This is a genomic window from Streptomyces sp. NPDC046859, assembly GCF_040645135.1.
Taxonomy (GTDB): Bacteria; Actinomycetota; Actinomycetes; order Streptomycetales; family Streptomycetaceae; genus Streptomyces.
In genome coordinates, this window is the sequence record NZ_JBEYXR010000038.1 from 1 (window position 1) to 14,522 (window position 14,522).

14 protein-coding genes are annotated in these 14,522 nt (G+C 72.8%); 7 read left to right on the top strand and 7 right to left on the bottom strand.

The features are described from left to right. Nucleotides 1–74: 74 nt before the first annotated feature. The 3 genes from ABZ899_RS33815 to ABZ899_RS33825 all read right to left on the bottom strand — a co-directional run bounded on the left by ABZ899_RS33815 (nt 75) and on the right by ABZ899_RS33825 (nt 3,669). A complete protein-coding gene (locus tag ABZ899_RS33815) occupies nt 75–2,462 on the bottom strand; it encodes a Tex family protein (protein ID WP_361353927.1) in 2,388 nt (795 codons plus the stop codon). 101 nt (nt 2,463–2,563) lie between these two features. Continuing rightward, on the bottom strand, nt 2,564–2,695 hold the full coding sequence (locus ABZ899_RS33820) for an LPFR motif small protein (protein ID WP_361353930.1): 132 nt from the start codon (nt 2,693–2,695) through the stop codon (nt 2,564–2,566). A gap of 104 nt (nt 2,696–2,799) precedes the next feature. Continuing rightward, a complete protein-coding gene (locus ABZ899_RS33825; protein ID WP_361353933.1) occupies nt 2,800–3,669 on the bottom strand; it encodes a hypothetical protein in 870 nt (289 codons plus the stop codon). A gap of 113 nt (nt 3,670–3,782) precedes the next feature. Here ABZ899_RS33825 and ABZ899_RS33830 point away from each other — a divergent pair, with 113 nt between their 5' ends. Together ABZ899_RS33830 and ABZ899_RS33835 are read left to right on the top strand one after the other, a co-directional pair. Next, nucleotides 3,783–4,754: a DJ-1/PfpI family protein gene (locus ABZ899_RS33830; RefSeq protein WP_361353936.1), complete on the top strand. Its 972-nt coding sequence runs from the start codon at nt 3,783–3,785 to the stop codon at nt 4,752–4,754. Nucleotides 4,755–4,780: 26 nt separating this feature from the next. Continuing rightward, nucleotides 4,781–5,416: a DJ-1/PfpI family protein gene (locus tag ABZ899_RS33835; protein ID WP_361353939.1), complete on the top strand. Its 636-nt coding sequence runs from the start codon at nt 4,781–4,783 to the stop codon at nt 5,414–5,416. Here ABZ899_RS33835 and ABZ899_RS33840 read toward each other — a convergent pair. After that, nucleotides 5,403–6,158: an enoyl-CoA hydratase/isomerase family protein gene (locus tag ABZ899_RS33840; protein ID WP_361353942.1), complete on the bottom strand. Its 756-nt coding sequence runs from the start codon at nt 6,156–6,158 to the stop codon at nt 5,403–5,405. The genes ABZ899_RS33835 and ABZ899_RS33840 overlap by 14 nt on opposite strands. A gap of 280 nt (nt 6,159–6,438) precedes the next feature. Here ABZ899_RS33840 and ABZ899_RS33845 point away from each other — a divergent pair, with 280 nt between their 5' ends. Continuing rightward, nucleotides 6,439–6,954 (top strand): ATP-binding protein, encoded by a 516-nt coding sequence (locus ABZ899_RS33845; RefSeq protein ID WP_361354060.1) that lies wholly within the window; start codon nt 6,439–6,441, stop codon nt 6,952–6,954. A gap of 28 nt (nt 6,955–6,982) precedes the next feature. Here ABZ899_RS33845 and idi read toward each other — a convergent pair whose 3' ends face one another. The 3 genes from idi to galE form a co-directional block, all read right to left on the bottom strand. Further along, a complete protein-coding gene (gene idi / locus ABZ899_RS33850; protein WP_361353944.1) occupies nt 6,983–7,576 on the bottom strand; it encodes an isopentenyl-diphosphate Delta-isomerase in 594 nt (197 codons plus the stop codon). A gap of 198 nt (nt 7,577–7,774) precedes the next feature. Continuing rightward, on the bottom strand, nt 7,775–8,710 hold the full coding sequence (locus tag ABZ899_RS33855; protein ID WP_361353947.1) for a cation diffusion facilitator family transporter: 936 nt from the start codon (nt 8,708–8,710) through the stop codon (nt 7,775–7,777). A gap of 165 nt (nt 8,711–8,875) precedes the next feature. Continuing rightward, the gene (gene galE / locus ABZ899_RS33860) at nt 8,876–9,847 is read right to left on the bottom strand and encodes a UDP-glucose 4-epimerase GalE (protein ID WP_361353950.1); all 972 of its coding nucleotides are present in this window, start codon (nt 9,845–9,847) and stop codon (nt 8,876–8,878) included. A gap of 280 nt (nt 9,848–10,127) precedes the next feature. Between galE and ABZ899_RS33865 the strand changes: the two genes are divergently transcribed. Genes ABZ899_RS33865 through ABZ899_RS33880 form a run of 4 tightly spaced genes read left to right on the top strand, consistent with a single transcriptional unit; the run spans nt 10,128 to nt 14,521 of the window. Beyond that, nucleotides 10,128–11,966, top strand: a complete 1,839-nt coding sequence (locus tag ABZ899_RS33865) for a DUF5941 domain-containing protein (RefSeq protein ID WP_361353953.1) — start codon at nt 10,128–10,130, stop codon at nt 11,964–11,966. Beyond that, nucleotides 11,963–12,715 carry a phosphocholine cytidylyltransferase family protein gene (locus ABZ899_RS33870; RefSeq protein ID WP_361353956.1) on the top strand — a complete coding sequence of 251 codons (753 nt, stop codon included), beginning with the start codon at nt 11,963–11,965 and terminating at the stop codon, nt 12,713–12,715. The genes ABZ899_RS33865 and ABZ899_RS33870 overlap by 4 nt, the downstream gene beginning before the upstream one ends. Beyond that, nucleotides 12,703–13,764 carry an iron-containing alcohol dehydrogenase family protein gene (locus ABZ899_RS33875; RefSeq protein ID WP_361353959.1) on the top strand — a complete coding sequence of 354 codons (1,062 nt, stop codon included), beginning with the start codon at nt 12,703–12,705 and terminating at the stop codon, nt 13,762–13,764. The genes ABZ899_RS33870 and ABZ899_RS33875 overlap by 13 nt, the downstream gene beginning before the upstream one ends. Continuing rightward, nucleotides 13,742–14,521: a CDP-alcohol phosphatidyltransferase family protein gene (locus ABZ899_RS33880; RefSeq protein WP_361353962.1), complete on the top strand. Its 780-nt coding sequence runs from the start codon at nt 13,742–13,744 to the stop codon at nt 14,519–14,521. The genes ABZ899_RS33875 and ABZ899_RS33880 overlap by 23 nt, the downstream gene beginning before the upstream one ends. Nucleotide 14,522: the final 1 nt, after the last annotated feature.

Here is a 14,522-nt window from a genome sequence, read left to right on the forward strand (position 1 = left end):
TCAGCAAGAGCTTCCGGAAGGTCGAGATCTCGGTCAAATGGGATCCGAGTCCCGCCCGCCCCGGACCACGCCGGTCAGCGCTTGCCGTTCTTCCCGTCGAGCAGGCCCGCCTTGCGCAGGGCGTCCGCCATCGCGCTGTTCGCCGGGGCCGCTGCCTGGCGGGAGTTGCCGCCCTGGCCGCCCCGGCCGCCGCCCTGGCCGCCGCCCTGGCGCTGACGCTGCTGCGGCGGACGTCCGCCCCGCTGGCGTCGCTCGCCGCCGCCCTGGCGGTCCTGCGGGGCGGCCTCGTCGTCCAGCCGGAGCGTCAGCGAGATCCGCTTGCGCGGGATGTCCACGTCGACGACCTTCACCTTGACGATGTCGCCGGGCTTCACCACGTCCCGGGGGTCCTTCACGAACGTCTTCGACAGCGCGGAGACATGCGCGAGACCGTCCTGGTGGACGCCGATGTCGATGAACGCCCCGAATGCCGCCACGTTCGTGACGACACCCTCCAGGATCATCCCCGAGGACAGGTCGGAGATCTTCTCGACGCCCTCCTTGAAGGTCGCCGTCCGGAAGGCCGGGCGCGGGTCACGGCCGGGCTTCTCCAGCTCCTTGAAGATGTCCGTCACCGTCGGCAGACCGAACGTCTCGTCCACGAAGTCGTCGGGCCGCAGCGAGCGCAGCACCCCGGTGTTGCCGATCAGCGCGGCCACGTCCTGGCCCGACGTCTTCACGATCCGCCGCACCACCGGGTACGCCTCGGGGTGGACGCTGGACGCGTCCAGCGGGTCGTCGGCGTCGCGGATGCGCAGGAAGCCCGCGCACTGCTCGTAGGCCTTCGGGCCGAGCCGCGCCACCTTCTTCAGCTGCCCGCGAGAGGTGAAGGGGCCGTTGGCGTCCCGGTGGGACACGATGTTCTCGGCGAGACCGGAGGTGATGCCGGAGACGCGCGCGAGCAGCGGCGCCGACGCCGTGTTGACGTCCACGCCCACGCCGTTCACACAGTCCTCGACCACCGCGTCCAGCGAGCGCGAGAGTTTCACCTCGGACAGGTCGTGCTGGTACTGGCCTACGCCGATCGACTTCGGGTCGATCTTCACCAGCTCGGCCAGCGGGTCCTGCAGCCGGCGGGCGATCGACACCGCGCCGCGCAGCGACACATCCATGTCGGGCAGTTCCTGCGAGGCGAAGGCGGAGGCCGAGTACACGGAGGCGCCGGCCTCGGACACCATCACCTTGGTGAGCTTCAGCTCCGGGTGGCGGCTGATCAGCTCACCGGCGAGCTTGTCGGTCTCGCGGGAAGCCGTGCCGTTGCCGATCGCGATGAGCTCGACCGCGTGCTCCTTCGCCAGCCGGGCCAGCTTGGCGACGGCCTCGTCCCAGCGGTTGGCCGGGACGTGCGGGTGGATGACGTCGGTGGCGACGACCTTGCCGGTGGCGTCCACGACGGCGACCTTGACGCCGGTGCGGAAGCCGGGGTCGAGACCCAGCGTCGCCCGGGTGCCGGCCGGGGCGGCCAGCAGCAGGTCGCGGAGGTTGGCGGCGAACACGCCGACGGCCTCGTCCTCGGCGGCCGTCCGCAGCCGCAGCCGCAGGTCGATGCCGAGGTGGACGAGGACGCGGGTGCGCCAGGCCCAGCGGACCGTGTCCAGCAGCCATTTGTCGGCGGGACGGCCGCGGTCGGCGATCCGGAACCGGTGCGCGATCATCCCCTCGTACGAGGACGGGCCGTCGGTCGGCTCCTCCGGCTCCAGGACGAGGTCGAGGACCTCCTCCTTCTCGCCTCGGAGCATCGCCAGGACGCGGTGCGAGGGCAACTCGGTGAACGGCTCCGCGAAGTCGAAGTAGTCGGCGAACTTGGCGCCGGCCTCCTCCTTGCCCTCCCGCACCTTGGCCACCAGGCGCCCGCGCACCCACATGCGCTCCCGCAGCTCGCCGATCAGGTCGGCGTCCTCGGAGAAGCGCTCCGTCAGGATGGCCCGGGCGCCGTCCAGGGCGGCCTGCGGATCGGCCACCCCCTTGCCGGCGTCCACGAACGCGGACGCGGCGGCGAGCGGCTCGACCGTCGGGTCGCCGAGCAGCCCTTCCGCCAGCGGCTCCAGACCGGCCTCCCGGGCGATCTGCGCCTTGGTCCTGCGCTTGGGCTTGAACGGCAGGTAGATGTCCTCGAGCCGGGCCTTGGTCTCGGCGCCGCGGATCCGCGCCTCCAGCTCCTCGGTCAGCTTGCCCTGCTCGCGCACCGAGTCGAGGATCGCCGTGCGCCGCTCCTCCAGCTCCCGCAGATAGCGCAGCCGCTCCTCGATCGTGCGCAGCTGCGCGTCGTCGAGGGTCTCGGTCGCCTCCTTGCGGTAGCGGGCGATGAAAGGCACCGTCGAGCCGCCGTCGAGCAGCTCCACGGCAGCCTTCACCTGCCGCTCCCGTACGCCGAGCTCCGCGGCGATCCTGCCTTCGATGGACCCTACGAGGGGTGTCGTCACGATCCCGTCCCGCCTTCTGACTGAGGTTGCGCGGCAATTGTGGCAGGTGGCGCCGACAACCGGGGATCAGGGCGGGCCCGGGCCCGTCGTGGCGGGTGGGATCAGGCCGAGCGGCCGCGGGTGCTGCTCGACGCCCCGCCGAACAGCCGGGCGATCGCCCGGAACGGCAGTGTCACCACGGTGGCGACGGCGCCGCCGATCTGGCGCAGGACATCTGCGATGGCACGGAACACGTCGTTCACCTCTTCTCGACGGCCGCCGGTCGGCCGTCACCCGCACGGGTACCGCGCGCGGGTGACGTCATGCACGGCGGGGCGTGCGCGGGGCCGGCTGCTTCTCAGGCCTTGCCGAGCAGATCCGCCGGGAACGCGCCGGCCATGGCCGCCGTGCGCGCGAACCCGGCGCCCAGCTCCGTCAGCCGTGCCACACCCTCCGCCCCGAGTCGCCGGTACGGCGCCGTGTCGAGGCGGTCCGTCTCGGCCTCGATCTCCTTGCGCAGGGCGACCCCCTCGGGCGTCAGCTCGCCGGTCTCGTCCAGCAGGCCGCGCTCGCGCAGCCGGCCGCGGGCGGCGTCCCAGTCCTCCTGGGACCAGCCGCGGGTCGCGAACACCCACTTCGGGGTCATGCCCTTGCCGGTCGCGGTGTGGGTGACCACGGCCTCCAGACCGTCCAGCTCCGCCGCCATCAGGACGGCCAGATGTCCGTCGCCCCGGTGCTCGCGTAGCAGCGTCGTCGCGTGGAAGTACGCGAGGTGCGGCTGTTCGGGCACGGGCAGGTCCGCGTACGCCGAGTACAGCGGCCGGGCGCCGCGGGAGCACCCCTCGGTGGCGCGGAGGGCGAGCCGGGCCGCCTCGGCGATCTCCGCCGACGCCACCGCCTCCTCGCCGAGCAGCCGGCGCAGCGTCCGGTCCACCGCACGCGCGCGGGCCGCGAGAACGGCCTCGGGCGAGGCGACCGACCAGACCGCGGGGACGTGCCGGGCCACCGCCTCGTGCTTGTAGTTGTAGAACGCCGCCGTCACCGCGCCCGCGCCGACCGGGCCCATCGCGGCCGCCCGCACCGCGAAGTTGACGGCCTTGGGATGCGTGATCCCGAGAGCGCCCAGCTCCTCGCCCGTCTCGGGCGCGAAGTACAGGGTCGCGTGCAGGGAGTTGAGCATGGTGTGGCAGCGGCGGCCGGCACGGGGCTCCAGGGCGGCAGTAGTCATGGCCCGAGGTTACCAACCGCTTGGTACGCCGCCAGGGGGGTGCGCCGGCGATGGCAGGAAAGGTGGGGTACCCGTCATTGCGGCCGTCCGTCGGGCCCCGAAGAATCGAAGGCATGGCCCAGCGAACCGTTCTCTTCGTGCTCTTCGACGGCGTCCTGAGCCTGGACGTCAGCGGTCCGCTGGAGGTCTTCGCCGGGGCCGAGACCTACCGTCCGGGCTCCTACCGCATCCGCACGGCCTCCCTGGACGGCGGCCCCGTCCGCACCTCCGGCGGCCTGACCCTCGTACCGGACCGGGCGCTCGGCGACCGGCTCGACGCGCACACCCTCGTCGTCCCGGGCGGCCGGGGCACCCGCGAACCGGACCCGGCCCTCACCGACTGGCTGCGCGCCCACGCCCGCGGCGCCGAACGCCTCGTCTCCGTCTGCACCGGCTCCCTGCTGCTGGCCGGCGCCGGGCTCCTGGACGGGCGCCGCGCCACGACCCACTGGGCGTACTGCGGCAAGCTGGCGCGCGACCACCCGGAGGTCGCGGTCGAGCCCGACCCCATCTACGTGCGCGACGGGCAGGTGTCCACCTCCGCCGGCGTGACCTCCGGCATCGACCTCGCCCTCGCCCTGGTCGAGGAGGACCTCGGCCGGGACATCGCGCTCGGGATCGCCCGCCACCTCGTCGTCTTACTGCGCAGGCCCGGCAACCAGGCCCAGTTCAGCGCCCAGCTCGCCGCCCAGCTCGCCGCCCAGACCGCGCGGCGCGAGCCGCTGCGTGACGTGCAGCGCTGGATCACCGAGCACCCCGAGGCCGACCTCGCGGTGGAGGCGCTCGCCGCCCGCGCCGGCCTCTCCCCGCGCCACTTCGCCCGCGCCTTCCAGCACGAGACCGGCACGACCCCCGGCCGCTACGTCGACCGGGTCCGCCTCGAACACGCCCGCCGCCTGCTGGAGGACACCACCGGCGGTGTCGAGGAGATCTCCCGGTCCAGCGGCTACGGCACCCCCGAGGCGATGCGCCGCGCCTTCGTGCGCACCCTCGGCGTGTCCCCGGCCGAGTACCGCCGCCGCTTCCGCCCGGCGTCCACGCCCTGACCCCCGTCCGACCCGAAAGGAACACCATGCGGATCGCCATGGTCCTGTACGACCGCTTCACCGCCCTCGACGTCGTCGGCCCCTACGAGGCGCTGAGCCGCATCCCGGACGCGCGGGTCGACTTCGTCGCCGAGACCGCCGGACCGGTCCGCGCCGACACCGGCTTCCTCACCCTCGTGGCCGACCGCTCCCTGGCCGACGTACCGCACCCCGACGTCGTCGTGGTGCCCGGCGGCCCCGGGACGTTCACCGAGATCGAGAACGAGACCCTGCTGGACTGGCTCCGGACCGCCGACGCCACGACCGCCTGGACGACCTCGGTCTGCTCCGGCTCGCTGCTCCTGGCCGCCGCCGGCCTGCTCAGGGACCGCCGTGCCGCCTCGCACTGGCTGACCCTGGACTTCCTGCCGCAGTACGGCGCCGAGCCCACCGCCGACCGGGTCGTCACGGACGGCAAGTACGTCACCGCGGCCGGCGTCTCCGCCGGGATCGACATGGCGCTCACCCTGGTGGGCCGGATCGCCGGCGACGAGCACGCCCAGGCCGTCCAGCTGCTGACCGAGTACGACCCGCGGCCGCCCTACGACGCGGGCTCGCCGCTCAAGGCGCCCGCGCACCTCGTGGAGGAGTTCCGCACCGGCAGCCGGTTCACCCTCGTGTAGACACGGTCCAGGTGAAACGGGGCTGCCTGCGCTCCAGGAAGGCGGCGACCCCCTCCGCGGTGTCGCCGCTCTCGCGCGCCCGCTGCGCCCAGTGGCCGTCGCGGTCGGTGCGGCCGTTCGCGAACTCCTTGGCGGCGGCCTGCGTCAGCAGCGACCGCGACGCCAGGACGCGGGTGAACTCCCCGACCCGCTTGTCCAGTTCGCCCTCGGGCAGCACCTCGTCCACCAGGCCCGTGCGCAGCGCACGCTCCGCGTCGATCAACTCGCCGGAGAACAGGAGGTACTTGGCGGTGGCCGGACCCACCAGCGACACCAGCCGCCGGGTGGAGGACGCCGGGTAGACGATCCCGAGCTTCGCGGGCGTCACCCCGAACAGCGCGCCCTCCTGCGCGAACCGCAGATCGCACGCCGCCGCCAGCTGGGCGCCACCGCCCACGCAGTGCCCGCGGATCGCCGCCAGCGTCGGCTTCGGGAAGGCCGCCAGGGCCTCCTCGGCGGCCACGGCCAGCTCCTGCGCCTCCCGCGGGGACCCCCGCAGTGTCGAGATGTCGGCGCCCGCGCAGAAGGTCCCGCCCTCGCCGGTCAGCACCAGCGCCCGGACGGCCGGGTCGGCGGCCAGCGTGTCGAGCAGCGGGGGCAGCGCCCGCCACATCGCGGCCGTCATCGCGTTGCGCTTGGCCGGGTGGTGGACGACGACGGTGGCGACCGCGTCGGCGACGCGGTGCAGCAGCTGGGGCTCCATGCGGCGGATGCTATCCGCCGGCGCCGGGCGGGCCTCCGGAGAGGGTCCACCGCCGGGGAGATCGCCCGTGCTCCACACTCACCCAAACCCGTACAACCCGAATAGTTCGCCAAGTCGGCATCCGGCGGGTCAACAGTGGTCCCACATCTGACCGTGTCATACGCCAACGGTCATAATCGCTCGATACCTGCTGACTTCTGTTCAGTACTCCGGTCCGGACCGATGCGTTCCCAACACTCGACGTGTGGTGACAATCGAGCGCAAGGGTGGCGACCGGACGATGGACAACCACGGGCGCGGGTCCGGCCCACGCCCAGTGGGCGGCGCGGAGGACTCCCTGGACACGCGGCCGCCGGACCCACTGCCGTACGAAGGCGTCTGGCGGTTCACCGCCCCCGCCGTGGAGGCATCCGTCCCGCAGGCACGGCACGCCGTGCGGGACCTGCTGTACCGCCAGGGCGTACCGGTCCCGGACGACCTGGTCCAAGGGCTGCTGCTGATCGTCTCGGAGCTGGTGACGAACGCCGTACGGCACGCGGCGCTGCTGTCACCGATGCTCGCCGTGGAGGTCGCCGTCGGCGCGGAGTGGCTGCGGGTGTCCGTCGAGGACAACCACCCCTACCGGCCGACGGCCCTGGAGGCCGACTACGGGCAGACCGGGGGCCGGGGGCTGCTCCTGGTCCGCGAGATCACCCGGGAGGCGGGCGGCGTCTGCGACGTCGAGCACACGGCGAGCGGCGGGAAGGTGATCTGGGCCGCCGTCCCGCTCGAACCGGTCCGGGACCCGTACCTCTAGGCCGGGCCCCGGGCGGCCTGCGGGGGACTCACCAGCCGGCCGACGGGCCAGTCAGCTCGCGGACGGCGGGGCGGGCCGCGTCCAGCACGGTCATGAACCAGGACGAGAACGGGTCCTTCGCGTGCCGCTCGGCCAGCTCGGCCGCCGTGACGAACGCGGTGTCGCCGACCTCCTCCGGGTCAGGCCGCGGTGCGGCCTGCACCAGGCCGACGAAGAGATGGTTGTACTCCTGCTCCACCAGGCCCGAGTCGGGGTCCGGGTGGTTGTAGCGGACCGTGCCGGCCTCCGCCATCAGCGAGGGGGAGACGCCGAGCTCCTCGAACGTGCGCCGGGCCGCGGCCGTGAAGGGGGCCTCCCCGGGGTAGGGGTGGCCGCAGCAGGTGTTGGACCAGACGCCGGGGGAGTGGTACTTGCCGAGCGCGCGCCGCTGGAGCAGCAGCCGGCCCCGCTCGTCGAAGAGGAACACGGAGAACGCGCGATGCAGCTGCCCGGGCGGCTGATGGGCGGCGAGCTTCTCCGCGGTGCCGATCGTCACACCGTTCTCGTCGACCAGTTCCAGCAGAATCGCGTCAGCGGCGCCCTTCGACGGACTCTGCGTCGAGGTGGCAGGTGTGATCGGCATACCCATCCTTCACATCGGTGTTGCGCCCCAAGTCTGCCGTACGAATCCGGCACTCCCGGCAAGTGATCGTGCCCGGCGCGGCGGGTGGGGAACCGCCCGCCGGGGCGCCGCGGCACGGGGACGCCGGGGGGACCACCGGATCGCTGTACCCACGTTCGTACGGGCGTCTTGTCCGACCGTACGCCTGTTCCTGCCGGGTCAGTGACAGAGCCGGTTCTCGTGCGGCGCGTGGCCGGCCGGCTCCAGCTGGAAGGTGCAGTGCTCCACGTCGAAGTGGTGGCCGAGGCAGCCCTGGAGTTCGTGCAGCACCTTCTCGTGGCCGATGGCGTTCAGGACGTCGGAGCGCACCACCACGTGGGCGGACAGCACCGGCATCCCTGAGGTGATCGTCCACGCGTGCAGATCGTGGACGTTCTCGACGCCGTCCACGGCGAGGATGTGGGCCCGCACCGCGTCCATGTCGACCCCCTTCGGCGCCGACTCCAGCAGGACGTCGAGGGTCTCGCGCAGCAGCTTGAGGGTGCGCGGCACGATCATCACGCCGATGACCAGCGAGGCGATCGGGTCGGCGGCCCGCCAGCCGGTGCCGAGGATCACCGCGGCGGAGACGATCACCGTCAGCGAGCCGAGGGTGTCCGCCGCCACCTCCAGGAACGCGCCGCGCACGTTCAGGCTCTCCTTCTGGCCCCGCATCAGCAGGGACAGCGAGATCAGGTTGGCGACCAGGCCGACCGCGCCGAACACGATCATCAGGCCGCCCTCGGTGTCCGCCGGCGTGAAGAACCGCTCGACGGCCTCGTACAGGACGTACCCGCCGACGCCGAGCAGCAGCAGGCAGTTGGCGAGGGCGGCGAGGATCTCCGCGCGGGCGTAGCCGAAGGTGCGCGTCGTGCTCGCCGGCCGGTTCGCGAAGTGGATCGCGAGCAGCGCCATCCCGAGGCCCACCGCGTCCGTCGCCATGTGCGCCGCGTCCGCGACCAGGGCCAGCGAGTCCGCGGCCACGCCGCCGACGATCTGCACCACCATGACGGCGAGTGTGATCGCCAGCGCGACCCGCAGCCGTCCCCGGTAGGCGGCGGCCGCCGTACCGGTCGGGGGCGCGTGCGCGTGCCCGTGATCGTGCCCAGCCCCCATGGGAAGCCGCCCTTCTGGTCGTACGACGATCGCAACCGTCCGTCCGGGGTGACAGTCAACTACGGGTAGGGGGTATCCGGCAACGCGGCGTTGAATACCGTTGTCATGTGCCGTGACCTGCGGAAACGTTCCGCAGGTCAGCGCCGCGCACCCGGCCGGGGCCGCTCAGCCGCCGTGGTGGTGCCGCCAGCCGGCCCACGCCGACTCGACCATGTCGCGTACCCCGCGCCGGGCCGTCCACCCGAGCTCCCGGGCGGCCAGCTCGGCCGAGGCGACCGCGCGCGGCGCGTCCCCGGGCCGGCGCCCCTCCACCACGGGAGGCCGCCGGTCGCCGGTCACCTCACCGATCACGCCGATCAGCTCGCGGACGGAGACCCCCGCACCGCTGCCGATGTTCAGCGTGAGGTCGCCGCCCGCGTCCGCCGCGGACAGGCGCCGGGCCGCCGCCAGATGCGCCTCGGCGAGGTCGGCGACATGGATGTAGTCACGGACGCAGGTGCCGTCCGGCGTCGGGTAGTCGTCGCCGAAGATCCGCGGCGCCTCGTCGCGGGTGAGCCGGTCGAAGACCATGGGCACGATGTTGAAGACGCCGGTGTCCGCGAGCTCGGGCGCCGCGGCGCCCGCCACGTTGAAGTAGCGCAGGCACACCGTCGCGATGCCGTGCGCCTGCCCCGCCGCCCGCACCAGCCACTCCCCGGCCAGTTTGGTCTCGCCGTACGGGTTCACCGGTGCGCACGGGGTCCGCTCCGTGATGAGGTCCACATCCGGGTTGCCGTACACGGCGGCGGACGACGAGAACAGCAGGCGCCGGATCCCGGCCTCCGCGACCGCGTCCAGGAGCGTGGCGAGACCGCCCACGTTCTCCCGGTAGTAGCGGGTGGGCTGCGCCACCGACTCCGCCACCTGCTTACGGGCCGCGAGATGCACCACACCGGTCACCCCGTGCTCGGCGAAGACCCTCTTGATCAGGTCGCCGTCCAGGGACGAGCCGCGCACCAGCGGCACCTCGGCCGGCAGCCGCGCCGGGTACCCGGCCGAGAGGTCGTCCAGGGCGAGGACCCGCTCCCCGGCGTCCGTCATGGCCCGCGCCACATGTGCTCCGATGTAGCCGGCCCCGCCTGTGATCAGCCATGTCATGGTGGCCCACCCTATGTCGACCCACGGCGGCCTCCCGCAATGCCCCCGGTGCCCCGCTATGTCCGGGCGGGTTTGTGGGCGGCCCCCGCGATCCCCGATGATGATCGCGGCGAAGCACCGGGCGAACCACGTCGATCCTCACGCCGAACGGCCGGTGAACGTCGGCTTCCCGTCATCCGATAGCCTCTGCCGACACGCCGCCCGGACGCCACCGGCAAGGGGCGCCGCCACCATGCACATGACCGGCGCCAGCACGCCGGCACCCAGGGAGTGAGTTCGGTTGCCGACCGCCATCCTCACCGGTCAGCCGGTCCCCGGATCGTCGATCGAGGGCGATCTGCGGTCCCTCGGCTACGACGTCCGGATCGCCTCGGACCCGGCCGACGCCGAGACCCTTCTCGCCCAGGTCCCCGGTGACCAGCGCGTCGCCCTGGTCGACGCCCGCTTCGTCGGGCATCCGCACGCCCTGCGTCTGGGCCTGACCGACCCCCGCTTCCCGCTCGCCGCGATCCCCGGCGCCGTCACCGCCCAGCCCGCGGGACGGCAGGCGCTCACCCGCGCCGTGGCCCGCGAGACGTCCGCCGGCGGCGGCACGGCCGACGGGGGCGCCCCCGCGCGAGCGAAGTCGAGCGTCGTGGACGTCGACAGCCTCGCCGACCGCGTCGCCACCGCCCTCGCCACCGAGGGCACCGACGTCCACCGTCCCGAGCTCGGCAGCCTCGTCGCCGCGGTCCCGGCCGACCCGCAGGCCCGCAACGAGGCCCGGCAGTCCGTCGCCTCCGTCGACGACGAGGCCATACGCCTGAAGTCGGCGGTGAAGGCCCGCGACGGCTTCTTCACGACCTTCTGCATCAGCCCCTACTCGCGCTACATCGCCCGCTGGTGCGCCCGCCGGGGCCTGACCCCGAACCAGGTCACCACCGCGTCCCTGATCACCGCTCTGATCGCGGCGGGCTGCGCGGCCACCGGCACCCGCGGCGGGTTCGTCGCGGCCGGCCTGCTGCTGATCCTCTCGTTCGTGCTCGACTGCACCGACGGCCAGCTCGCCCGCTACTCCCTGCAGTACTCCACGCTCGGCGCCTGGCTGGACGCCACCTTCGACCGGGCCAAGGAGTACGCCTACTACGCGGGGTTGGCACTGGGAGCGGCCCGCGGCGGCGACGACGTATGGGCCCTCGCGCTCGGCGCGATGATCCTGCAGACCTGCCGCCACGTCGTCGACTTCTCCTTCAACGAGGCCAACCACGACGCCACCGCCAACACCAGTCCCACCGCCGCCCTCTCCGACAAGCTGGACAGCGTCGGCTGGACGGTGTGGGTCCGCCGGATGATCGTGCTGCCGATCGGTGAGCGCTGGGCGATGATCGCGATCCTGACGGCGGCCACGACGCCCCGGATCACCTTCTACGCCCTGCTCATCGGGTGCGCGTTCGCGGCGACGTACACGACGGCGGGGCGGGTGCTGCGGTCGCTGACGCGCAGGGCCCGCCGGACGGACCGGGCGGCCCGGGCGCTGGCCGACCTCGCGGACAGCGGACCGCTCGCCGAGCTGATCGCCCGCCACCTGCCGAGCCCGGTGCGCAGGGCCGCGCCGCTCAGCGCCGCCGCCGGCGCGATCGCCGTGGTGCTGGCGGCCTGGCTCTGGGGTCCCGCCTGGCAGGTGGTCCTGCTCGCGGGGCTCTACGTCCTGCTGTCGGCCGAAGCCGTCTCGCACCCCCTCAAGGGCGCCCTCGACTGGCTGATCCCCCCGTTCTTCCGGGTGGCCGAGTACTGCACCGTCCTGGTCCTGGCAGCCAGAGCGGACGTGAACGGGGCCCTTCCTGCGGCTTTCGGCCTGGTGGCGGCCGTCGCCTACCATCACTACGACACGGTGTACCGCATCCGCGGTGGCGCCGGCGCGCCCCCCGCCTGGCTGGTGCGCACCATCGGGGGGCACGAAGGACGGACCCTGCTCGTCACCCTCCTCGCCGCGGTGCTCACCGCGGCGCAGTTCACGGTCGCGCTCACGGCCCTCGCCGTGGCCGTGGCCCTGGTGGTGCTCGTCGAGAGCATCCGCTTCTGGGTGACCGCCCACAAGGGCGGCGCACCCGCCGTACACGATGAAGGAGAACCCGCATGATCGGCCTCGTGCTGGCGGCCGGCGCCGGACGGCGTCTGCGCCCCTACACCGACAGCCTCCCGAAGGCTCTGGTGCCGGTGGGCCCCGCGGGCATAGAGGGCGAACCGACGGTTCTCGACCTCACCCTCGGCAACTTCGCCGAGATCGGCCTCACCGAGGTCGCGATCATCGTCGGCTACCGCAAGGAGGCCGTGTACGAGCGCAAGGCGGCGCTGGAGGCGAAGTACGGCCTCGAGCTCACCCTCATCGACAACGACAAGGCCGAGGAGTGGAACAACGCCTACTCCCTGTGGTGCGGCCGTGACGCCCTCAAGGACGGCGTGATCCTCGCCAACGGCGACACCGTGCACCCGGTCTCCGTCGAGAAGACGCTGCTCGCCGCCCGCGGCGAGGGCAAGAAGATCATCCTCGCCCTGGACACCGTGAAGTCCCTGGCCGACGAGGAGATGAAGGTCGTCGTCGACCCCGCCAAGGGGATGACGAAGATCACCAAGCTGATGGACCCCGCCGAGGCCAGCGGCGAGTACATCGGCGTCACCCTCATCGAGGGCGACGCCGCCCCCGAGCTGGCCGACGCCCTGAAGACGGTCTGGGAGACCGACCCGCAGCAGTTCTACGAGCACGGCTACCAGGAGCTCGTGAACCGCGGCTTCCGTATCGACGTGGCGCCGATCGGCGACGTCAAGTGGGTGGAGATCGACAACCACGACGACCTCGCCCGTGGACGGGAGATCGCGTGCCAGTACTGACCCGGCTCATCCCCTCGCCGGTCGTCGTGGACATCCGCCAGGGTGCCCTCGACGACCTGGCCTGCGTCCTCGCCGACGAGCGCATCTCCCACTCCGGCAAGCTCGCCGTCGCCGTCAGCAACGGCTCCGGCGCCCAGCTGCGGGAGCGGCTCACCCCCGCGCTGCCCGGCGCCTCCTGGTACGAGGTCGGCGGCGGCACCCTGGACGACGCGGTCCGGCTGGCCGGCGACATAAAGGCCGGCCACTACGACGCCGTCGTCGGGCTCGGCGGCGGCAAGATCATCGACTGCGCCAAGTTCGCGGCGGCCCGCGTGGGCCTGCCCCTGGTCGCCGTCCCGACGAACCTCGCGCACGACGGGCTGTGCTCGCCGGTCGCCACGCTCGACAACGACGCCGGCCGCGGCTCCTACGGCGTGCCGAACCCGATCGCCGTCGTCATCGACCTCGACGTCATCCACCAGGCCCCGGCCCGCTTCGTGCGCGCCGGCATCGGGGACGCGATCTCCAACATCTCCGCCATCGCCGACTGGGAGCTCGCCCACCGCGTCAAGGGCGAGAAGATCGACGGCCTCGCCGCCGCGATCGCCCGCCAGGCCGGCGAGGCCGTCCTGCGGCACCCCGGCGGCATAGGGGACACCGGCTTCCTCCAGGTGCTGGCCGAGGCGCTGGTGCTCAGCGGTATCGCCATGTCGGTGTCGGGCGACTCCCGTCCCTCCTCCGGCGCGTGCCACGAGATCAACCACGCCTTCGACCTGCTGTTCCCGAAGCGCGCCGCCGCCCACGGCGAGCAGTGCGGACTGGGCGCGGCCTTCGCCATGTACCTGCGCGGGGCGCACGACGAGTCGGCCTTCATGGCCGGGGTGCTGCGCCGGCACGGCCTGCCCGTGCTGCCGAGCGAGATCGGGTTCACGGACGACGAGTTCGTCCGCGCCGTGGAGTTCGCTCCGCAGACCCGGCCCGGCCGGTACACGATCCTCGAACACCTCGACCTGACCACCGACCAGATCAAGGACGTCTACGCCGACTATGTCAAGGCCATCGGTAGCTGAACTACGCCCCGTCGTTCACCCCGCGGGGGTGAAGGACCGGCGCAGCGGTGAGCACTGGATGGGACGCCTCTACATGCGAGAGGTGTCCCTGCGGGTCGACCGCTACCTGGTCAACACCAGGGTCACACCCAACCAGCTCACGTACCTGATGACCGTCTTCGGTGTGCTCGCGGCCCCGGCACTCCTCGTGCCGGGGATCCCGGGCGCCGTGCTGGGCGTCGTGTGCGTCCAGATGTACCTGCTGCTCGACTGCGTCGACGGCGAGATCGCGCGCTGGCGCAAGCAGTACTCCCTCAGCGGCGTCTACCTCGACCGGGTCGGTGCCTACCTCACCGACGCCGCGGTGCTGACCGGCTTCGGGCTGCGCGCCGCCGACCTGTGGGGCGGCGGCCGTATCGACTGGCTGTGGGCCTTCCTCGGCACGCTGGCCGCGCTCGGCGCCGTCCTGATCAAGGCCGAGACCGACCTCGTCGGCGTCGCCCGCCACCAGACCGGCAAGGAGCCGGTCAAGGAGGCCGCCGCCGAGATGCGCTCCTCGGGCATGGCACTGGCCCGCCGGGCCGCCGCCGCCCTGAAGTTCCACCGGCTGATCCTCGGCATCGAGGCGTCGCTGCTCATCCTGGTCCTCGCGATCGCCGACCAGGTCCGCGGCGACCTGTTCTTCTCCCGGCTCGGCGTCGCCGTGCTCGCCGGCATCGCCCTCGTGCAGACCGTGCTGCACCTCGTGTCCATCCTCGCTTCGAGCAGGCTGAAGTGAG